12 protein-coding genes are annotated in these 18,095 nt (G+C 43.3%); 5 read left to right on the top strand and 7 right to left on the bottom strand.

Features of this window, described 5'->3' with window-relative positions; all coding sequences use genetic code 11:
* The first annotated feature begins 5 nt into the window (after positions 1-5).
* The 3 genes from EL140_RS08155 to EL140_RS08165 all read left to right on the top strand — a co-directional run bounded on the left by EL140_RS08155 (position 6) and on the right by EL140_RS08165 (position 7,494).
* On the top strand, positions 6-584 hold the full coding sequence (locus EL140_RS08155; RefSeq protein ID WP_000711214.1) for a DUF3278 domain-containing protein: 579 nt from the start codon (positions 6-8) through the stop codon (positions 582-584).
* Complete coding sequence (locus EL140_RS08160; RefSeq protein ID WP_000205055.1) at positions 581-1,057, top strand: glutathione peroxidase; 477 nt, start codon at positions 581-583, stop codon at positions 1,055-1,057. The genes EL140_RS08155 and EL140_RS08160 overlap by 4 nt, the downstream gene beginning before the upstream one ends.
* 341 nt (positions 1,058-1,398) lie before the next feature.
* Complete coding sequence (locus tag EL140_RS08165) at positions 1,399-7,494, top strand: alpha-L-fucosidase (RefSeq protein WP_001083119.1); 6,096 nt, start codon at positions 1,399-1,401, stop codon at positions 7,492-7,494.
* 164 nt (positions 7,495-7,658) lie between these two features.
* Here EL140_RS08165 and EL140_RS08170 read toward each other — a convergent pair whose 3' ends face one another.
* A complete protein-coding gene (locus tag EL140_RS08170) occupies positions 7,659-9,269 on the bottom strand; it encodes a glycoside hydrolase family 13 protein (protein ID WP_001156795.1) in 1,611 nt (536 codons plus the stop codon).
* A gap of 152 nt (positions 9,270-9,421) precedes the next feature.
* Between EL140_RS08170 and EL140_RS08175 the strand changes: the two genes are divergently transcribed.
* A complete protein-coding gene (locus EL140_RS08175; protein ID WP_000743595.1) occupies positions 9,422-10,906 on the top strand; it encodes a DUF1846 domain-containing protein in 1,485 nt (494 codons plus the stop codon).
* 134 nt (positions 10,907-11,040) lie between these two features.
* On the opposite strand, the gene EL140_RS08180 is transcribed toward EL140_RS08175, so the two are convergent.
* Genes EL140_RS08180 through EL140_RS08200 form a run of 5 tightly spaced genes read right to left on the bottom strand, consistent with a single transcriptional unit; the run spans position 11,041 to position 14,969 of the window.
* Positions 11,041-12,072 (bottom strand): sensor histidine kinase, encoded by a 1,032-nt coding sequence (locus EL140_RS08180; protein ID WP_001007878.1) that lies wholly within the window; start codon positions 12,070-12,072, stop codon positions 11,041-11,043.
* The gene (locus EL140_RS08185; RefSeq protein ID WP_000404920.1) at positions 12,039-12,737 is read right to left on the bottom strand and encodes a response regulator transcription factor; all 699 of its coding nucleotides are present in this window, start codon (positions 12,735-12,737) and stop codon (positions 12,039-12,041) included. The genes EL140_RS08180 and EL140_RS08185 overlap by 34 nt, the downstream gene beginning before the upstream one ends.
* Positions 12,738-12,749: 12 nt before the next feature.
* Positions 12,750-13,472, bottom strand: coding sequence for a hypothetical protein (locus tag EL140_RS08190; RefSeq protein WP_000588279.1), 723 nt, complete (start codon positions 13,470-13,472; stop codon positions 12,750-12,752).
* A complete protein-coding gene (locus tag EL140_RS08195; protein ID WP_000665373.1) occupies positions 13,472-14,260 on the bottom strand; it encodes a lantibiotic ABC transporter permease in 789 nt (262 codons plus the stop codon). The genes EL140_RS08190 and EL140_RS08195 overlap by 1 nt, the downstream gene beginning before the upstream one ends.
* A gap of 1 nt (position 14,261) precedes the next feature.
* The gene (locus EL140_RS08200; RefSeq protein ID WP_000400162.1) at positions 14,262-14,969 is read right to left on the bottom strand and encodes an ABC transporter ATP-binding protein; all 708 of its coding nucleotides are present in this window, start codon (positions 14,967-14,969) and stop codon (positions 14,262-14,264) included.
* 295 nt (positions 14,970-15,264) lie between these two features.
* On the opposite strand from EL140_RS08200, the gene EL140_RS08205 reads away from it, so the two are divergent.
* Positions 15,265-15,747: an S-ribosylhomocysteine lyase gene (locus tag EL140_RS08205; protein WP_000032557.1), complete on the top strand. Its 483-nt coding sequence runs from the start codon at positions 15,265-15,267 to the stop codon at positions 15,745-15,747.
* Between the two features lie 60 nt (positions 15,748-15,807).
* On the opposite strand, the gene EL140_RS08210 is transcribed toward EL140_RS08205, so the two are convergent.
* On the bottom strand, positions 15,808-17,913 hold the full coding sequence (locus tag EL140_RS08210; protein ID WP_001063422.1) for an ATP-dependent Clp protease ATP-binding subunit: 2,106 nt from the start codon (positions 17,911-17,913) through the stop codon (positions 15,808-15,810).
* Positions 17,914-18,095 lie beyond the last annotated feature (182 nt).

Consider the following 18,095-nt stretch of genomic DNA (forward strand, 5'->3'; position numbering starts at 1 on the left):
CTCCCATGAAAAAAGAAGATTTCACCACTCGCTTACTCAAACTATTCTTTCACATACAAGGGCCTTTTGATGAATGCCGTCAAGAGATGATTTACAAGGCTTGTGCCCGTGCCTTGATCCAAATCGTTTACTCCTCCCTCCTACTCTTCTTGTTCTATCTCCTATTTGGACGCTTCATAGAGTTAGTTCGTGATGCCATGCCCTACCTCTATTTTGGACTTATCTTCGCCCTCGCATCTAGGGCGAGACTAGCAGTTCGCAACTTACATTTAGACAAGGATGACCAGTCCGAAATCCATCACAAAAGCTACAGCAAAAGCCAAATCAACCTTCGTAGTTGGGGTGTATTCATCAGTATTCAGCTTGGTCTCTTCCTCTTACTAATCTTTCATAAACTCTTTGTTCAGCATCTTCCCCTCGATACCTTTTGGGACAGTCTCTCCCAGTTCGATAAAATGCTCCCTTTACTAGTGTTGGGATTGGGTATTGGTGCCATCTTTGGAACCATGACCTACGCCTTTTTATCGGAACACGAGATGAAACACTCTGAATCAGGAATGCATAAGGAGAATATAGAAAAATGACCAGTGTATATGATTTTTCCGTTTTAAACCAAAATAACCAAGCAACTCCCCTGGATAGCTATCGTGGCAAGGTTCTCTTGATTGTCAACACTGCTACTGGATGTGGTTTAACGCCCCAGTACCAGGGGCTTCAAGAACTCTATGAACGCTATCAAGATAAGGGCTTTGAAATCCTAGATTTCCCTTGCAATCAGTTTATGGGACAAGCACCCGGCAGCGCAGAGGAAATCAATAGTTTCTGTAGCCTACACTATCAGACCACTTTCCCTCGCTTTGCCAAGATCAAGGTCAACGGCAAGGAAGCAGATCCTCTTTATGTTTGGCTAAAAGACCAGAAATCTGGCCCACTAGGAAAACGAATCGAATGGAATTTTGCTAAGTTTCTCATTGGTCGAGATGGGCAAGTCCTTGAGCGCTTCTCTTCCAAAACAGACCCCCAAACCATCCAAGAGTCTCTCCATAAAATACTCTAATTTCTTTTTAAAACGTATCCTTTCATTTAGTTTGATCCCTGAAGGGTGCGTTTTTTCTTTAAAAAGTAACTGATTTTCTTTAATTTATATTTATTTTTTTGCTTTTTGCTATTGCAATTCTTTCATTAATTTAGTATATTTGTTATATTAAAAGTTTTCAGTCATTTTAAGGGAGAAATGACCTTTTAAATTTTTTTATCTTAAAATGAAAGCGCTTTATAAACAGGAGGTAAGGTGGCTTACAAATTATCAGAGAGTTTTTTCATTAAATCAAGTTGTAACCAAGTCAGACTTGGGCTTGGGCAGTAGCTGACTGCCTTTCTAAAAACTAGGAGTATATTATGAATCGATACCTTTTTGAAAAAGGGCAAACATTTAGCATTCGGAAGTTGACTGTAGGTGTGGCATCTGTTATCGTCGGACTGGCATTTTTTGCTTCTGGAACCGTGCGTGCAGACGAAACGTCTCCTGCCACAACATCCAATTTAGATCAGCAAATGAAACAAGTAGCAGATATAGAAGAGACCAAGGTTGAACCAGTCAAAGAAGAAGGCCGTGTAGAAGCTGAAAAACAAGAAACACCTGCTGCAGATACCAACAGTGCTGACTTGCTCCCTGAAGACATTCAGGACCGTGCCTATCCAGACACACCTGTCAAAGAACTCGATACGACTACTATCGTTGACCAGAAAGCTAGTCCAAAAGTAGAAACTAAGAGCATTCTAAAGGACAAGGAAGAAGCTCCAAAAGAAGCTGAGAACGGAAACCGTGCCATCATTAACGGTGGACAAGACCTCAAACACATCAACTACGAGGGACAACCTGCTACTGCTGCTACTATGGTTTACAGCACTTACAATGCAGGAGAACAACGCTACCTCGTTTCAGGCTCAGGTATCTTTGTAGCACCTAACCTGATCCTTACCGTTGCTCATAACTTCCTAGAAGCCAATAAAGAAACTAGCGAAGGTCACATTCGTGGTGGAAAATCTGCCCAGTTTTACTATAACGTTGGTTCAAACAGCGAAAAGAAAAACTCACTGCCATCTTCTGGGACTACGGTTTTATTCAGAGAAAAAGACATACATTTCTGGAACAAGAAAGAGTTTGGAAAAGGCTATAAGAATGACCTTGCTCTTGTAGAAGCTCCTATTCCTCTTCCGATTGCTAGTCCAAACAAAGCAGCAACCTTTGCGCCTTTAGCGGAGCACAAGACACATCAGCCGGGAGAAGCCATCAGTACGATTGGCTACCCAACTGACTCGAGCTCAAAAGAACTGAAACAACCTATCCTAGCTGGTCAGCTTTACAAGGCAGATGGGACCATCCGATCTGTTGAGTCCTATGATGATAAGGGAACAACCGGTATTACCTACAAAACCACTTCTGTATCTGGTTTGTCTGGTGGCGGGATTGTCGATAGCCAAGGAAAAGTTCTGGGGGTTCACCAACACGGAACCGTTGACAATGGTGTGGCTGAAAAGGATCGCTTTGGTGGCGGACTCGTCCTTTCACCTGAACAACTGAAATGGGTGAAGGACATGATTGCCAAGTATGGTGTGAAAGGCTGGTACCAAGGTGATAACGGAAATCGTTACTACTTTACCGATGAAGGACGTATGCTTCGGAACGAAACAGCTGTTATCGGAAGCAACGAATATTCCTTCAACCAAGATGGGATTGCTACCTTGACCAAGGGAGTTGAATACGGTCGTGTGGTTATTCAACACGAAGACGAAGAAGGAAATCCTGTCAAAGATAATGACACCTTTATCGAACAGACAGCTGTTGATTCGCCATTTGACTATAATTTCAAAAAAGAAATTGAGAAGACGGACTTCTATCAGAAGAATAAAGACAAATACGAAATTGTATCCATTGATGGCGTAGCAGTTAATAAACAGCTAAAAGATACTTGGACTGAAGATTACAATGTTGTCAGCAAAGCGCCTGCCGGTACACGTGTCATCAAGGTGGTCTATAAAGTCAACAAAGGCTCCTTCAAAGTTTACTACCGTCAAAAAGGAACCACTACTGAACTAGCGGAAGCGACAGTTGATAACAATGAAGGTCAAGAGTATGACGTTTCCTTTGTCAACACCTTCCATGCAAAAGACATTGCTGGCTACCGTCCAGTCAAAACCAGCCTGGAAGCAAGGATCCAGCATAAAGGTGTGAATGAGGTCGTCTTTGAATACGAGCCAGTCGCTGATACAGCCAATCCAACGACACCGACTCCACCAGTCGCTCATCCAGAAGATAAAGAAACCGAGATTGGCAATCATGGACCTCTTCCAAGCAAGGCTCAACTCGATTACCACAAGGAAGAATTGGCAGCCTTCATCCACTATGGAATGAACACTTATACCAATTCTGAATGGGGAAATGGGAAAGAAGACCCCCGGTACTTCAATCCAACCAACTTGGATACTGACCAGTGGATTCGCACTCTGAAGGAAACGGGCTTCAAACGAACCATTATGGTTGTTAAACACCACGATGGTTTCGTTGCTTACCCATCTAAGTACACCAACCATACCGTAGCTGCTAGCCCATGGAAAGATGGAAAGGGTGACCTTCTCGAAGAAGTTTCCAAGTCTGCTAGCAAGTATGACATGAATATGGGTGTTTACCTTTCACCATGGGATGCCAACCATCCTAAATACCATGTCGCAACCGAAAAAGAATACAACCAATACTATCTCAACCAGCTGAAAGAAATCCTTGGTAATCCGAAATACGGTAACAAAGGGAAATTTATCGAAGTTTGGATGGACGGTGCACGTGGTAGCGGTGCCCAAAAAGTAACCTATACCTTTGATGAATGGTTCAAATACATCAAAGAAGCCGAAGGAGATATCGCTATCTTCTCTGCTCAACCAACAAGCGTTCGCTGGATCGGAAATGAACGGGGAATCGCAGGCGACCCTGTATGGCATAAAGTTAAAAGAGCCAACATCACAGATGATGTAAAAAATGAATACCTCAACCATGGTGACCCAGATGGCGATATGTACTCTGTAGGGGAAGCTGATGTTTCGATCCGTTCAGGCTGGTTCTATCATGACAATCAACAACCGAAATCACTCAAAGAGTTGATGGACATCTACTTCAAGTCTGTTGGTCGTGGAACCCCACTCCTTCTCAATATTCCACCAAATAAAGAAGGAAAATTCGCAGATGCAGATGTGGCTCGCTTGAAGGAATTCAAGGCAACCCTAGACCAAATGTATGCGACTGACTTTGCCAAAGGCGCGACTGTAACAGCAAGTTCTACTCGTCAAAACCACCTTTACAAGGAAAGCCACCTCACAGACGGTAAAGATGACACCAGCTGGGCGCTCTCAAATGATGCCACAACTGGAAGCTTTACAGTCGATTTGGGGCAAAAGAGACGCTTTGACGTCGTTGAACTCAAGGAAGATATCGCCAAAGGTCAACGTATCTCTGGTTTCAAGATTGAAGTTGAAATCAACGGACGTTGGGTGACATACGGCGAAGGTTCGACCGTTGGTTACCGTCGCTTGGTTCAAGGCAAGCCTGTAGAAGCACAAAAAATCCGTGTAACCATCACTGGTGCTCAAGCAACTCCAATCTTGACCAACTTCTCAGTCTACAAGACACCAAGCAGCATTGAAAAGACTGATGGCTACCCTCTTGGACTTGAATACCACTCAAACACAACGGCAGATACAGCCGGAACAACTTGGTACAATGAATCTGAAGGTGTTCGTGGCACTTCTATGTGGACCAATCAAAAAGATGCCAAAGTAAGCTATACCTTCACAGGAACCAAGGCCTATGTCGTCTCTACAGTCGACCCAGGTCATGGAGAAATGTCTGTCTACGTTGATGGTCAAAAGGTTGCCGATGTCCAAACTAAGAATGCTAGCCGTAAACGCAGCCAAAAAGTCTTTGAGACAGGCGATTTAGCACCAGGCCAACACACTATTACCCTCGTGAACAAAACAGGCGAACCAATTGCTACAGAAGGGATCTACACCCTAAACAATGATAGCAAAGGGATGTTTGAACTTGAGTCTACTAACTACGAAGTCGAAAAAGGAAAACCAGTCACTGTTAAAATTAAACGTGTTGGTGGAAGCAAGGGAGCTGCTACTGTTCGCTTCATCACAGAACCTGGAACTGGGGTTCACGGTAAAGTTTACCAAGATACAACTCAAGATGTGACTTTTGAAGATGGAGAAACAGAAAAGACTGTGACCATCCCAACGATTGACTTTACTGAACAAGCCGACTCTGTCTTTGACTTCAAAGCCAAGCTCACTTCTGTCACTGATGGTGCCCTGCTCGGTTTTGCTACCGATGCAACCATCCAAGTGATGAAAGCTGAATTGCTGATCAAGGACCAAACAAGTTATGATGACCAAGCTAGTCAGTTGGATTACAGTCCTGGCTGGCACCATGAAACCAATTCGGCAGACAAATACCAAAAGACGGAGTCTTGGGCTTCCTTTGGTCGCTTAACTGATGAGCAAAAGAAAAAGACAACTGTCACAGCCTACTTCTACGGTACTGGACTTGATATCAAGGGCTATGTCGATCCAAATCATGGTATCTACAAGGTATTCCTCGACGGCAAAGAAGTTCCTTACCAAGAGGGTATGGGAAATGCTTCGACTATTGATGGTAAGAAATACTTTAGCGGTCACGCTGCCCAACGCCAAGGCAATCAAACTCTGGTTAGCCTAAAAGGTCTGGACGAAAACTTGCACGCAGTCACCCTTCAACTCGATCCTGATCGAAACGATTTGTCTCGAAATATCGGTATCCAGGTAGACCAATTCATCACTCGTGGCGAAGGCAGTGAACTCTACAGTAAGGCAGATATCATCCAGTCTATCTCTAAATGGAAAGATGATCTGTCAAACTTTGATCCAGCAGGTTTGAAAAATACAGCTACTGCACGTCAAGCTTTCCAAGCAAATCTAGAAAAATTGAGAAACCAACTCAGTGCTGATGCAGTGGATGTTCAAGAAGTCATGTTGACTGTCAGCGCCTTACAAGATATCCTGTCCAAGGACGAGAACTATCAAAGAGGGCAAGAGGAACCTAGTCCAGATCAACCTGAACAGCCTGAAGAACCTTCTAAACCTGATCAACCTGAACAACCTGCTCAACCAAAACAACCGGAAATTGAGTACGATAAGGCTATGGACAGCTTGGCAAAAGCTATCGAGAAAAAAGTCGCTGAGCTTGGATCCAACAAGGAAGCTAAGAAGCAATTGTTAGCAATTGCTGACCAAGCCATTGCTGCCATCCAAGAAGCTAAGACTCAGGAAGCAGTCAACAAAGCACTTGAAACTGCTCTCGAACAAATCAGCAAGCTCGAAGCAGCTCAGCCTGAAAAACCAGCGCAACCGGAAAATCCTGCTCAGCCTGAGAAACCTGTTCAGCCTGAAAAGCCAGCGCAACCGGAAAAACCTGCTCAACCGGAAAAGCCAGCTCAACCAGAAACTCCAGTTCAACCTGAGAAACCTGCTCAGCCTGAAAAGCCGACTCAACCGGAAAAGCCAGCTCAACCTGAAACTCCAGCGCAACCTGAGAAACCTGCTCAACCTGAGAAACCGGCGCAACCTGAGAAACCGGCGCAACCGGAAACTCCAGCGCAACCGGAAACTCCGGCTCAGCCTGAAAAACCGGCGCAACCGGAAAAACCGGCGCAACCGGAAAAACCGGCGCAACCGGAAAAACCTGCTCAACCTGAGAAACCTGCTGAGACTGAGAAACCTGCTCAACCTGAGAAACCTGCTCAGCCTGAAACTCCAGCTCAACCTGAGAAACCAGCGCAACCGGAAAAGCCAACTCAACCTGAGAAACCTGCTCAGCCTGAAACTCCAGCTCAACCGGAAAAGCCGGCTGAACCTGAGAAACCTGCTCAGCCTGAGAAACCAATTACGTCTTCAAGTCCTGAGGAAGGGGTTAAAGACCTTGTCTTTACACTTCCAAGCTTGGAAATCGTCAATAAGGTCGTACCGTTCAAGACTATTCGTCACGAAAACCCACAATTAGACAAAGGAAAAGAGCATGTTCTATCAGAAGGAAAAGACGGTCTTTTAGTTGAGTATGTTGAAGTGGATGGTGACAATCGCAAGGTTCTCCAAACAGAAGCAACTCCAGCTCAAGATCGAGTGATTGAGGTAGGTAGCAAACAAAGCTCAGTTGGTACAGAAGCGCCACCAGTTGTGACTCTTCCTGAGTATGTTCTACCAAGAGAGACTGAAAAACCGACTCCAGCCGTAACAGATAATTCATCAGCAAAAGATGAAAAAGCTCCTGTTACAGCTACGGTCAAAGAAGACAAGGAAAGAGAACTCCCTGCAACTGGGGAACAAGAAGCAACTGCTTTCCTCTTCTTGGCAGCCATTACTTCTATCTTGTCTCTCCTCATCTTCCAAAAGAATTTCAAAGACTAATAACCCTCTTTGATTGATTCTTTCTAATTATTCAGTTCCCCCGTTGAGAAGACCAGTTGGTCTTCTCTTTTTCTATCTGTAAAATTTAAAAACATCCACAAATTAAACAGCACCCCAAAAGTCAGACAGAAAAAATCTAACTTTTGCGGTGCTGTTCACTTATTTTAATCCGTTAGTTCCACACAGAAAGCATCCCACGGAGCCAAGGTCTGTTTTTCAACTGCTTCTTTAGCAGTAGTGTTTTCAATCAAGATTGACTTAACTCTCCCTTCTACTGAAAAGTTTTGTTTTTCATTGGACAAGTTAGCCACAACTAAGAAACGTCGGTCGCCATCTTTGCGTATATAGGCAAAGACCTTATCCGCCGTATCGAGCAATTCAAAATCAGCTCGAATCAACCAACTGTTTTCCTTACGGATTTGAACGAGTTTTTGATAAGTATAGAAAATAGAATCTGGATTTGCCAGTGCTTCTTGAACGTTGATTTCTTCGTAGTTTGGATTAACTGCCAACCAAGGTTGACCTGTTGAGAAGCCAGCATTTTTGCTTTCATCCCATTGCATTGGGGTACGGGCATTATCACGACCAATGACACGGATGCTGTCCATGATTTCTTCAATCGGAACGCCTTTTTCAAGAGCTTCACGCGCATAGTTGAGGGATTCAATATCTTCTACTTGGTCCAGTGTTTCAAACGGATAGTTGGTCATCCCAATCTCTTCACCCTGGTAGATATAAGGAGTCCCCCTCATAAGATGAAGCAAGATCGCAAAGGCTTTGGCAGATTTTTCACGGTATTCTTGGTCATTTCCCCAGATAGAGACGATACGAGGAAGGTCATGGTTGTTCCAGAAGAGGGAATTCCAGCCATCTTCAACTCCTAACTCTGTCTGCCATTTGTTAAAAATCTCTTTTAACTTCCCTACATTTAACTCTTTTTGGTAGTGCCACTTAGGTTGCCCTTCCTGATACTGAAGACAGATGTGTTCAAACTGGAAGACCATTGACAATTCTTGTCCCTTTGGATCCGAGTAAAGCTTAGCAATCTCTGGCGTTGCTCCCCAGGTCTCCCCTACTGTCAAGAGATCTTTGTCGCCAAAGGTCGCCTGATTCATTTCCTTTAGATAGGGATGCAGCATAGGACCGTTATTGACTACTTTCTCATCAGGAATCTTGCCAATCATATCAATGACATCCATACGGAAACCACCAATACCTTTATCAATCCAAAAGTTCATCATCTCATAAATTTTCTGGCGAAGTTTTTCATTCTCCCAGTTGAGATCAGGCTGTTTCTTACTGAAAAAGTGAAGATAGTATTGACCTGACTTTTCATCGTATTCCCAAGCAGACCCACTAAAGATAGAATCCAAATCATTGGGCTCATCGCGCCAGATATAGTAGTCGCGCTCAGGACTACCAGGATTCTCACAGGCCTCGACAAACCAGGCGTGTTCATCCGAGGTATGATTGACCACCAAGTCCATGATAATTCGAATGTCACGCTTCTTAGCTTCTGCGATGAGTTGGTCCATGTCCTCCATAGTCCCGAAAATAGCTGCAATTGCTTGATAATCAGCAATATCGTAGCCATTATCATCCATAGGGCTATCATAAACAGGAGAAAGCCAAATCGCTGTGATTCCTAACTTGGCTAGATAGTCCAACTTACTAGTAATTCCTGGCAAATCGCCAATTCCATCTCCGTTGCTATCCATAAAACTCTTGGGATAGACTTGATAGACTACGGCATTGTGCCACCATTTTTCTTGCATCTTCTTACCTCATTATTTTCATAATCTATAGTCTATGATAGCGCTTTTTAAAACTTAGTGCAAGCGTTTGCCTAATCTTTTTGATTTCTTTTTTGACTCCGTAGTTTCCTATCTTCCAATTTTTTATTATAATAGAGATCAGAGGTAAAAAAATGAAAAAACAAGCTTTTAGTTCTGAACAATATTTGAATCTACAGCGCGACCACATTTTGGAGCGCATCAACCAATTTGACGGCAAACTCTATTTGGAGTTTGGTGGCAAAATGTTAGAAGATTTCCACGCTGCTCGTGTCCTTCCTGGTTATGAGCCTGACAATAAAATCAAGCTCTTGCAAGAATTGAAAGAGCAGGTTGAAGTTGTGATTGCCATTAACGCAAGCAACATCGAGCATTCTAAAGCGCGTGGCGACCTAGGCATTTCTTATGACCAAGAAGTTCTTCGTTTGATTGATAAATTCAATGAATTAGGAATTTTTGTTGGTTCCGTTGTCATCACACAATACGCTGGCCAACCCGCTGCAGATGCCTTCCGCAACCAGTTAGATAAAAACGGGATTGATTCCTATCTTCATTATCCAATTAAAGGATACCCGACGGATATGGACCACATCATTTCTTCTGAAGGTATGGGGAAAAACGACTATATCAAAACCAGTCGCAACTTGATCGTCGTGACGGCTCCTGGACCTGGTTCTGGAAAATTAGCAACTTGTATGTCCAATATGTACCACGACCAACTTAATGGCATCAAGTCTGGTTACGCTAAGTTTGAAACCTTCCCAGTTTGGAACCTGCCCCTTCATCATCCAGTCAATTTGGCCTACGAGGCTGCAACCGCAGACCTTGATGATGTCAATATGATTGACCCTTTCCATCTCCAAACCTACGGAGAAACCACTGTCAACTACAACCGTGATATTGAAATCTTCCCAGTACTTAAACGTATGTTGGAACGTATACTTGGTGAATCTCCATACGCTTCACCAACAGACATGGGTGTCAACATGGTTGGTTTCGCTATTACAGATGATGAAGCTGCTATCGAAGCTTCAAAACAAGAAATCATTCGCCGTTACTATCAAACAGTTCTTGACTTCAAGGCTGAAAAAGTTGGCGAATCTGCTGTCAAGAAAATCGAGTTGCTCATGAACGACCTCGGTATCACACCTGCAGACCGTAAGGTTGCTGTCGCTGCACGTCAAAAAGCAGAAGAAACTGGTGGCCCTGCCCTAGCCCTTGAATTACCAAATGGGGAAATCGTAACTGGTAAAAACTCAGAGCTCTTTGGCCCTACAGCCGCTGCCTTGATCAATGCGATTAAGAAATCTGCTGACATTGCTAAGGAAGTGAAATTGATTGAGCCTGAAGTTGTCAAACCAATTCAAGGCCTCAAGATTAACCATCTAGGCAGTCGCAATCCTCGCCTCCACTCAAATGAGATTTTGATTGCACTTGCAATCACGGCTATGGAAAACCCTGATGCTGCGCGTGCCATGGAAGAACTTGGGAATCTCAAAGGAAGCGAAGCTCATTCAACCATCATCCTGACCGATGAAGACAAGAATGTCCTACGAAAATTGGGTATCAACGTAACCTTTGACCCATTCTACCAATACGATCGCTTGTATCGCAAATAAATAAACAAGGCTGGACAAAAACTCAATTCGAGATAAAAATCCAGTAAATCTTTACATAATAAAAAAATCAAACGCATAATATCAAGTCTTTTGGACACTTGGTATTATGCGTTTTTATGATTTTCCATTCTCATTTATTTCAATGAAATTGTCAACTCGACACAGGCTCCTACTTGGTCTGGATTGAGCAGAGTCAGACGACCACCGTGCAAGAGAGCTACTTGCTTAGAAAAGGCTAAGCCGATTCCATGATGGAGATTAGCTGAATTGCGGCTTTGGTCACTCTGATAAAAGAGCCGTTCCGCTCCCAGCAGCATCTCCTCTGAAAATGCAGGGCCATTGTTCCAGATAGCAAAAACCAACTGGTCCTGCTGCACTGATACCATCAGCTTCACTTCCTTTTGATTCTGGCCTGCATGTTCAAGCGCATTCAGTAAAATATTGAGCAAAGCTCGCTTGAGATAGTCCAAATGAATTGACAAAATCAGACTAAGCTCACAATCTTCTTGGAGGTAGAAACGATGGCTTTCCTGTTTGCTGAACAGTGCCCAATCATCCTGTAGATAAGCCAAAAAGTCCCCTAAGGAAAGCTGAATGAACTGATTAGAATCAATCTGAAAAGTCTTAGCGTAATCAATCAAAGAGCCACAATACTCTTCCATCTTGTGACTAGCCTGCAAAATCTCAGCAGCATAGTCTGCCTGTGGATGGCCCAACTGCGCCAATTCCAAGAGCTCAGCGTTCCCTTTAATCACAGTTAGGGGCGTCTTCAAATCGTGCGATGTCGCTGACAGCTGTAAAATCAACTCCTGATTATGCTGCTGCTCTCTTTCTAGAAGACGAGCATTTTCTTGGTGGCTGCTCCGTAAATCGCTATAGACTTCTAGCATTTCCTCAATCCGAAAAAGCTGACTTTGATTTTCTTCTAAAAGCTTCTCGCTCTTTAGCATTTTTATTTCCCTGTCGATTTTTCGGAGCAATTTCAAAATATGATAAAAAGTAATCAGCAGCAAGCTCCCTGCCCAGAAGAACAAGGTGAAAAGAACGTAATCACTTCCTTGCGTAAATTCATAGCCTATAAGCACAAAAATCAAAACATGGAAAAAGACGATTTTTAAACTGGTTGTCCAAACTAGGCTTTTGAAATTTCGGGTTCTAATTGCCATCTATAGCCTACTCCTCTCACTGTTGCGATTGCTTGCAGCCCTTCTTGTTTGCATTTTTGGCGAATCTGATATACGTATTCTGAGATGGAGCGAAGCTGTGTTTCTGAGCTTTCTGGGTAAAGCAAGGTATGCAGGCGTTCAGCTGAAAAGGTCTGCTTGGGATTGCTAGCTAGTAAATGCAGCAACTTAAACTCTCGCTCTGAAAATTTCAAGACTTTACCAAAATAGGCAACTTCATAGCGCTCTGGATAAAATTGACAAGAAGCAATTTCAGAATATCGCTCCTCCCGTCTTTCCTCCCGCCGAAGATGAGCTCTGACACGCGCCAGCAATTCTTTGGTCCCAAAAGGCTTGACAATATAGTCATCTGCTCCGCGAAAGAGCCCTTCCACCTTGTCCGCCTCTAACTCCTTAGCTGTCAGAAAGATAATTGGACACGAAAGATGAGGACGAATGTAGGAACACAGCTCAAAACCATTAACAGGCTCCATCATCACATCTAGCAGAATCAAATCATATCCTACAAAATCCGTCAGCTCGAGCTCTTCTATCCGATCAAGCGTCGTCACGTCATAAGCATCTAGCTCTAGGACGTTTTTCACCAGCTTTAAAATGCTCCGGTCGTCATCAACCACCAAAATACGATACTGTCTCATGATTTCCATTATAGCATACCTCTAGCGAACATCTCGTTTCAAGGTCAAGAATATAGCAGAGCTCCAAATCAAAGCTAGCCAGAACAGCTGTATTCCCAACCCTGATAGATCTATTGAATGCTGAAGCCCTTCATACTCAAAAAGATTTAGCGTAGCCAGATCGGGCAGGTACTTTGCTTCTTTGATAAAAGTTGTCAATAAACGGCTAAGACCAATCAAGAGAGGAAATAGCACCGACACCGGCACAACCCAAGATTGAAAGAGCAAAGCGAGACCAGCAGCTAAAAGAGCCAGAAAAAGATTGCTGAGAAGACCAAAAGAGCTGTAATAGAGGAATTTCCCCAGTAAGGGCCAGCTAAAGTCTAGGTCAAATCGAGCCAGCATAACAAAGAAACAGCTGCCTATCATGACACTGTAGAGAACCAAGAGCAGAACGGCCAGAAAAAGGAATTTCCCAGCCAACCAAGCCTTTCTATTTGATACGGTTAGAAAATTCGTTCGCATCCCAGACTTGACAAACTCCTGGGCAAAATAGAGGGAAGTAAAGATGACGATGACAGGCTGCGCCAGATAGAGAGCATGCAAAGCTTCACTCAGAGCCTTTGTCTGGCCAACTGCTGTCTGACTGTAGTCAAGATTCATCAGAAAAAAAGGAACGACTACCAGAGCCACCAAGGCGACACCAAGAACGAGATAGTAAGAACGAAACTTAATCCATTCACTTTTAAGCAGAGCTTTTATCATCAGTAGCGTCCTCCTAAATCCGTCTTCAAAAAGCGCAGAGAGGCCATGACGCCGATGACTAGCAACCATACGCTTAGTATCAAGAGTCCTTGCAAGGGATTGTTGGCATATTGGGAAGTCGGCGTTGCAACAAATAACTCTCCTGCGGGCTGTGGCAGATAAGCACCCCAACTCGTATGAGCTGCCAGGTAGTTTCCCAGATTATAGAGCTGGGGCACAAGAAAGAGTAAGGGAAGCAACATCGTCCGCCCAAGCAATCCCAATAAAAAGGACAAGAGACCTAGCAATGCAGTAGCTAGTGCCTTCCATAAAAGATGACTCCAGGCAGCTTGATTAAGTAAAATTGGATGTAGCCCTTCTTTTCCTAAAGCCAAGTGCATGACAATATAGCTCAAATAAATGGATAACAAGCTAATGATGAGTGAAAACAAACCAAAGGTCAATATTTTCCCCATAAGTAGCTTCAAGCGGTTATTACAAGCCAATAGACTGGTTCGCAAGCTATGAGACTGAAATTCCGTTGCTCCCAAAATTCCAGATAAGATGACTAAAACCATACCACCCATAGAAGCGCCATTAAGACCTAGATATTCAAGCGGATCAATAGCTTCTGCCAGACCGGGAACCGTCTCAGGGGTCGCATCTAAACCGATAGACAGATACTGACGTCCCTCTAGCCATGACACAACAGGTACCAATAACAGCATAAAGACCACACTTACCCTGAAAGCCTTGGTTGATTGGATTTTCAACCACTCTGAATGCAATAAGGACATCGTTTCTTTCATCTTAAACCTCCTCTGTTAAGTCGAAGAAGAGCTCTTCTAAACTATCTGTTCCTTGTAATACATCTTCTAGCGTTCCCTGTTCGATAATTTGCCCATGATGAATCAAGACTACATCATCTGTTACCATTTGTACCTCAGACAGAATATGAGAGGATAGAAGGACGGTTTTCCCTAAATCAGCCTGCTGGCGAATAAACCTTCTAAACCACTTAATCCCACTTGGATCCAGTCCATTGGTCGGCTCATCTAATATTAAAAACTGGGGATCACCTAGTAAAGCTACTGCCAACCCCAGGCGCTGCCCCTCTCCTAGAGACAGGCTTGATAAGAAATCCTTTTTCTTATGAGCGATCCCAGTCATATCCAATACCTCATCAATCCGAAACTTCGGAATAGCATTACTTGCAGCAATAATATGCAGATGGTCGTAAACCTTTCTATTTGGCAGACCTCCAATACCGTCAAAAGCTGCACCTACTGTTTTGAGAGGATAAATCATTGACTGATAGGTTTGCCCATCAAAAGTCGCAGTTCCTGCTGTCGCCCGATCTAAGCCCAAGAGAATCCTCAAGGTCGAGCTTTTTCCTGCACCATTATGTCCTAGAAAAGCCGTAATGCGACCACTCCTAGCTGTAAAAGAAATATCCTTTAAAATTTGCTTGTCTCCATATTTTTTAGAAACACGATCAATTTTTACAATATGTTCCATACTGAACTCCTTTGTCTTTATTTTCTCCAGTATACCCAATCTAGTTCAGAATTAGTTCAGAGATTAAACAGAAATTTCAGAAAAAGTTGATCCAATTTTCAAAATTCACCTTAGTTCCACTAGAAAAACTAAACTTTTCTTTCACAAGGTATTCTTCTCTCCATTCTTTCTTTATAATTCTGAGGTTTATGTATAGAGACTTTATTATCATTCTAGTACCAAAAAGTCATTTATCAAACTCCATCAACAGCACCCTTTATGTTATAATGAAAGAAGAAAACTGAAAGGAACTACCATGTCAAAAGAAGTTATTGTTGAAAGTTTTGAACTTGACCACACCATTGTTAAAGCCCCCTATGTTCGCTTGATTGGGGAAGAAACCGGACCAAAGGGAGATGTCATCTCCAACTTTGATATTCGCTTGGTACAGCCAAATGAGGACTCTATCCCTACTGCTGGGCTTCACACTATCGAACACCTCTTGGCAAAACTCATCCGTACCCGCATTGACGGCATGATTGACTGTTCGCCATTTGGCTGCCGTACAGGTTTTCACATGATTATGTGGGGACGTCATACCAGTGCTGAAATTGCTGCTGTTATCAAGGATTCACTCAAGGAAATCGCTGAAACCACTACTTGGGAAGATGTTCCTGGAACAACCATCGAATCTTGCGGAAACTACAAGGACCACAGCCTCTTTTCTGCTAAAGAATGGGCGAAACTCATCCTAGAACAAGGAATTTCAGATGATGCCTTTGAGCGCCATGTCATCTAAACACAAAAAGGAACCAGCTTTTTAGCTAGTTCCTTCTTTTTTTATTCTCAAAATCTTGAGTTAGGCTTTTTCACGAATAACCAAAACGCCATCTTCCATATCTGCTTCCAAATGTTTGGCATCTAGATGATCCAAGTGGAAATCTGTTACCTTATCACGAATTTGTTGTTCCACCACGCGACGGAGAGGGCGAACACCCATAACTTCGTCATAACCTTCTTCTGTGATAAAGTCTTTAGCTGCTTGGCTGACTTCCAAATCAATGTCTTTCTTAGCCAAGGTTTGGTTGACTTCCGCCAACATCAAGTCCACAATCTTAGAAAGGTCTTCCTTATTCAAGTGTGAGAATTCGATAACTGCGTTAAAGCGGTTAAGGAACTCTGGGCGGAAGAATGGTTTCAAACGATCCATCAATTCTGGCTTATCCGCATCTTCTGTCAAGTTGGCTTCATAGCCAAATCCAGCATTTGATGTCGCGATAATGACTGTGTTCTTGAAGTTCACTGTATTTCCTTGACCATCAGTCAAACGACCATCATCCAAGACTTGGAGGAGAAGGGTAATGACTTGAGGATCAGCCTTTTCAATTTCGTCCAAGAGAATGATAGAGTATGGATTGCGACGAACACGTTCTGTCAAGGTATTGCTATTGTCATCATAACCCACATAACCTGCTGTTGTACCGATCAATTTAGAAACGGCTGTGCGGTCACTGTATTCAGACATATCCAAGCGGATAATCGCATCCTTGGTACCAAACATATCGAGCGCCAATTGCTTAGCAAGCTCCGTCTTACCAACTCCAGTAGGCCCTACAAAGAGGAAGCTACCGATTGGGCGATTGCCTTCATCAAAACCAGCGCGGTTACGACGGATAGCACGAGCCACTGCTTCTACTGCCTTATCTTGGCCGATTACCTTGTGTTCCAAGCGATGAGCCATATCTTTCAAACGTTCGATGTCTGACGCTCCCATTTGTGACACTGGAATACCTGTCATTCGTTCCACAGACTCAGCCACATCGTTGATGCTTGCAGTCACTTTCATGTCTTCTGTGTGGTTTGCGACTTTTTTCTCTAATTCAGCAATGCGTGTCTTAGCATTAAGAGCTGCTTCAAAGTCTTCTGCCTCAACTGCTTTTTCTTGCTTGTCTTTTTCTGCCTCAATCTCCCGTTCAACAGCATGCACATCTGTTACAGGATGTTGAGCTGCCAAGTGAGCAGCCGTTACGTCCACAAGGTCAATAGCCTTATCTGGCAAGCTACGTTGAGGAATGTATTGGATAGAATAATCCACCGCTGCTTTCAAGACTTCGTCTGGCAAGATGACATTGTGGTGTTGTTGATAGAGGTCACGAATCCCTTGAAGGATTTTAAAGGTATCCTCTGCTGAAGGAGCATTGACCTTAACTTCGTTGAAACGACGAGCAAGTGCTGCATTTTTCAAGATGGTATTACGGTATTCGTCTTGAGTCGTTGCCCCAATAACAGTCAACTCACCACGAGAGAGAGCTGGCTTGAGAATGTCCGCAAGCCCTTTAGATCCACTGTCTCCACCAGTGCTACCAGCACCGAGAATTTGGTGAATTTCATCAAAGAAGAGGATAATATTCCCTGCTTCTTTCACTTCATTGACTAGATTTTGAACGTTTTCTTCAAAGCTGCCACGGTATTGAGTACCAGCTTCAAGACCTGAGATATCAATAGAAATAATTTCCTTATTCTTGATGGCAGCTGGAACATCTCCATTCACAATAGCTTGTGCCAAGCCTTCGACAACGGCTGTCTTACCAACACCTGCATCTCCGACCAGAACAGGATTATTTTTCGTACGACGTGAGAGGATTTCAGATGTTTCTTGAATTTCCTTGTTTCGTCCGATAACAGGATCCAACTTGCCCTCACGAGCTTCCGCTGTCAAGTTACGACCTAGTTTAGCAAGGACACCGTCTTGTTTCATACCTGAAGCCTGTTGTTGCATTTGTCCATCAACTTCTGCATTACCTGGCAATTGACCAGTTGCACGATAGTGAGCAAATTCCTCAGGTGTCACTTCACGTCCATTAATCAGGTAGCGACGATTTTCAGAACTATATCCTCGCATACCACCCATCAATTGGTTAAATAAATCATCCATGTTGTTAAAGTTATTAAAGTTGTTGTTCATATTCTTTACCTCGTTTATTCTTAATTATATGCGATCTCTGATATTGACTATCTTTGACCTTTGTTTTAAAAATTTTAGACTAGCTAACTAGCTACCCTACGTATAATTTCTGGTTTTTCTTTCTTAAATAAGCCTTTTATCATCTTTTTTTCAAAGTCTGTTAGATTTAACATAGGCCTCAC

This window comes from Streptococcus oralis ATCC 35037 (assembly GCF_900637025.1).
Taxonomy (GTDB): domain Bacteria; phylum Bacillota; class Bacilli; order Lactobacillales; family Streptococcaceae; genus Streptococcus; species Streptococcus oralis.

Excerpts from the sequence above, each read along its gene's own strand:
- EL140_RS08175 (WP_000743595.1), top strand. The coding sequence starts at position 9,422 with ATGAAAAAACAAGCTTTTAGTTCTGAACAATATTTGAATCTACAGCGC.
- EL140_RS08160 (WP_000205055.1), top strand. The coding sequence starts at position 581 with ATGACCAGTGTATATGATTTTTCCGTTTTAAACCAAAATAACCAAGCA.
- EL140_RS08165 (WP_001083119.1), top strand. The coding sequence starts at position 1,399 with ATGAATCGATACCTTTTTGAAAAAGGGCAAACATTTAGCATTCGGAAG.
- EL140_RS08200 (WP_000400162.1), bottom strand. The coding sequence starts at position 14,969 with ATGGAACATATTGTAAAAATTGATCGTGTTTCTAAAAAATATGGAGAC.
- EL140_RS08170 (WP_001156795.1), bottom strand. The coding sequence starts at position 9,269 with ATGCAAGAAAAATGGTGGCACAATGCCGTAGTCTATCAAGTCTATCCC.
- EL140_RS08180 (WP_001007878.1), bottom strand. The coding sequence starts at position 12,072 with ATGGCAATTAGAACCCGAAATTTCAAAAGCCTAGTTTGGACAACCAGT.
- EL140_RS08185 (WP_000404920.1), bottom strand. The coding sequence starts at position 12,737 with ATGGAAATCATGAGACAGTATCGTATTTTGGTGGTTGATGACGACCGG.
- EL140_RS08205 (WP_000032557.1), top strand. The coding sequence starts at position 15,265 with ATGTCAAAAGAAGTTATTGTTGAAAGTTTTGAACTTGACCACACCATT.
- EL140_RS08155 (WP_000711214.1), top strand. The coding sequence starts at position 6 with ATGAAAAAAGAAGATTTCACCACTCGCTTACTCAAACTATTCTTTCAC.
- EL140_RS08190 (WP_000588279.1), bottom strand. The coding sequence starts at position 13,472 with ATGATAAAAGCTCTGCTTAAAAGTGAATGGATTAAGTTTCGTTCTTAC.
- EL140_RS08195 (WP_000665373.1), bottom strand. The coding sequence starts at position 14,260 with ATGAAAGAAACGATGTCCTTATTGCATTCAGAGTGGTTGAAAATCCAA.
- EL140_RS08210 (WP_001063422.1), bottom strand. The coding sequence starts at position 17,913 with ATGAACAACAACTTTAATAACTTTAACAACATGGATGATTTATTTAAC.